Source organism: Moorena sp. SIO4A1 (assembly GCF_010672065.1).
Taxonomy (GTDB): Bacteria; Cyanobacteriota; Cyanobacteriia; order Cyanobacteriales; family Coleofasciculaceae; genus Moorena.
Genome location: NZ_JAAHHX010000790.1, coordinates 1 through 1329 on the forward strand (window position 1 = coordinate 1; position 1329 = coordinate 1329).

The window sequence follows — 1329 nt, forward strand, 5'->3', positions numbered from 1 at the left end:
AGCTGAATTAATTGCTTACACAGGCAGTGGACCAATTTGGATAACGGGTTTGGGAGGAAAACCGTTAGCTGGGATAGTTGGTCTTCTTTGTTTATTGGAAGTTGGGGCTTTATTATTACTGATGTTGCCGAATTAGCTGGTCAACATTGGATAAACATGTGACATCCTCCACACACTGACCCTTCCGGTACAGTCTGGGCTTCCCAATCTTACGACTGGGGATTCCTAGTTGTTCTCTTTCGAGATTTCGCCTATGAACTAGGTTGAGCCACCTCACCCCCCGGCAGACAGACTGCATAGGCGTTTTATACTCCCCAGTGTCCCTGGGTACTGATTTGTTCTAAACCACGCTGCTTGATGACAACAGCAGCGGCATGATCTCTAGTGATTGAATATCTACAAACATCACATTGATGCACTCGTTCCGACCCCCCACTAGTTACATTGGCTTTAACGATTAGGGGAGTTTGAGGGGCGAAATTCCCCACCTTCTTACAAGGTGGGGATGGATAGCCTCTCAAGACCTTAACGACTTATCGTAAAATAGATATAATGATATGAGGTCGAGAATTGATGACAGACGTAGTGAAACACCAAGCCGTTAAAGTCAGAATATATCCCACCCAGGAACAAGTTCAGATACTTGCTCAGCATTTTGGCTGTGCTCGTTGGTGGTGGAACTATGCCCTAAATCAGTGCATAGAGACTTACAAAGAAACTGGTAAGGGTTTGTCTCGGTCTGCGCTCAATTCTATGCTGCCCAAACTCAAAAAAGACGAAAAAACTGTTTGGCTAAAAGACTGTTATTCTCAGATATTGCAATCTGTAAGCCTTAATCTCAGTCGTGGGTACCAGAACTTTTTTGTTCGCGAAGCGTGGCCAAAGGCCAGGGTAGAGCCAAGTATCCTAGATTCAAATCATTTCATCATCGTCAGTCAATCCAGTATCCACAGTATGTGAAGCAAATTGGTGATTGCTTAAATTTTCCAGGAAAACTTGGAACTGTCAAAACAAAGATTCACCGGCCACTGGACGGAACAATAAAGACTGTTACAGTCAGTAAGACTCCGTCTGGGAAATATTACGCTTCTGTGCTAATGGAGTACGAATCTGACAATGCACAACCTTCTACAGATGGGAACGTCATTGGGATTGATTTAGGTATCAAGGATTTTGCGATCACCTACGATGGAGAAAAAACCTCTAAATTTAGCAATCCCAAGCACCTAGCTAAGTACGAAAAGAAGCTAGCTAAGAAGCAACGTATTGCTGCTCAAAAAGAGAAGGGCAGTAATAGGCGCAAAAAAGCCAGAAAGATTGTGGCTAAGG

1 protein-coding gene and 1 pseudogene are annotated in these 1329 nt (G+C 43.8%); one reads left to right on the top strand and one right to left on the bottom strand.

Annotated features, from left to right (window positions below; all coding sequences use genetic code 11):
- Positions 1–305 precede the first annotated feature (305 nt).
- A complete protein-coding gene (locus tag F6K53_RS42925) occupies positions 306–488 on the bottom strand; it encodes a hypothetical protein (protein ID WP_293086734.1) in 183 nt (60 codons plus the stop codon).
- A gap of 97 nt (positions 489–585) precedes the next feature.
- Between F6K53_RS42925 and F6K53_RS42930 the strand changes: the two are divergent.
- Positions 586–1329 (top strand): annotated as a pseudogene (locus F6K53_RS42930) (RNA-guided endonuclease TnpB family protein); the annotation flags it as partial.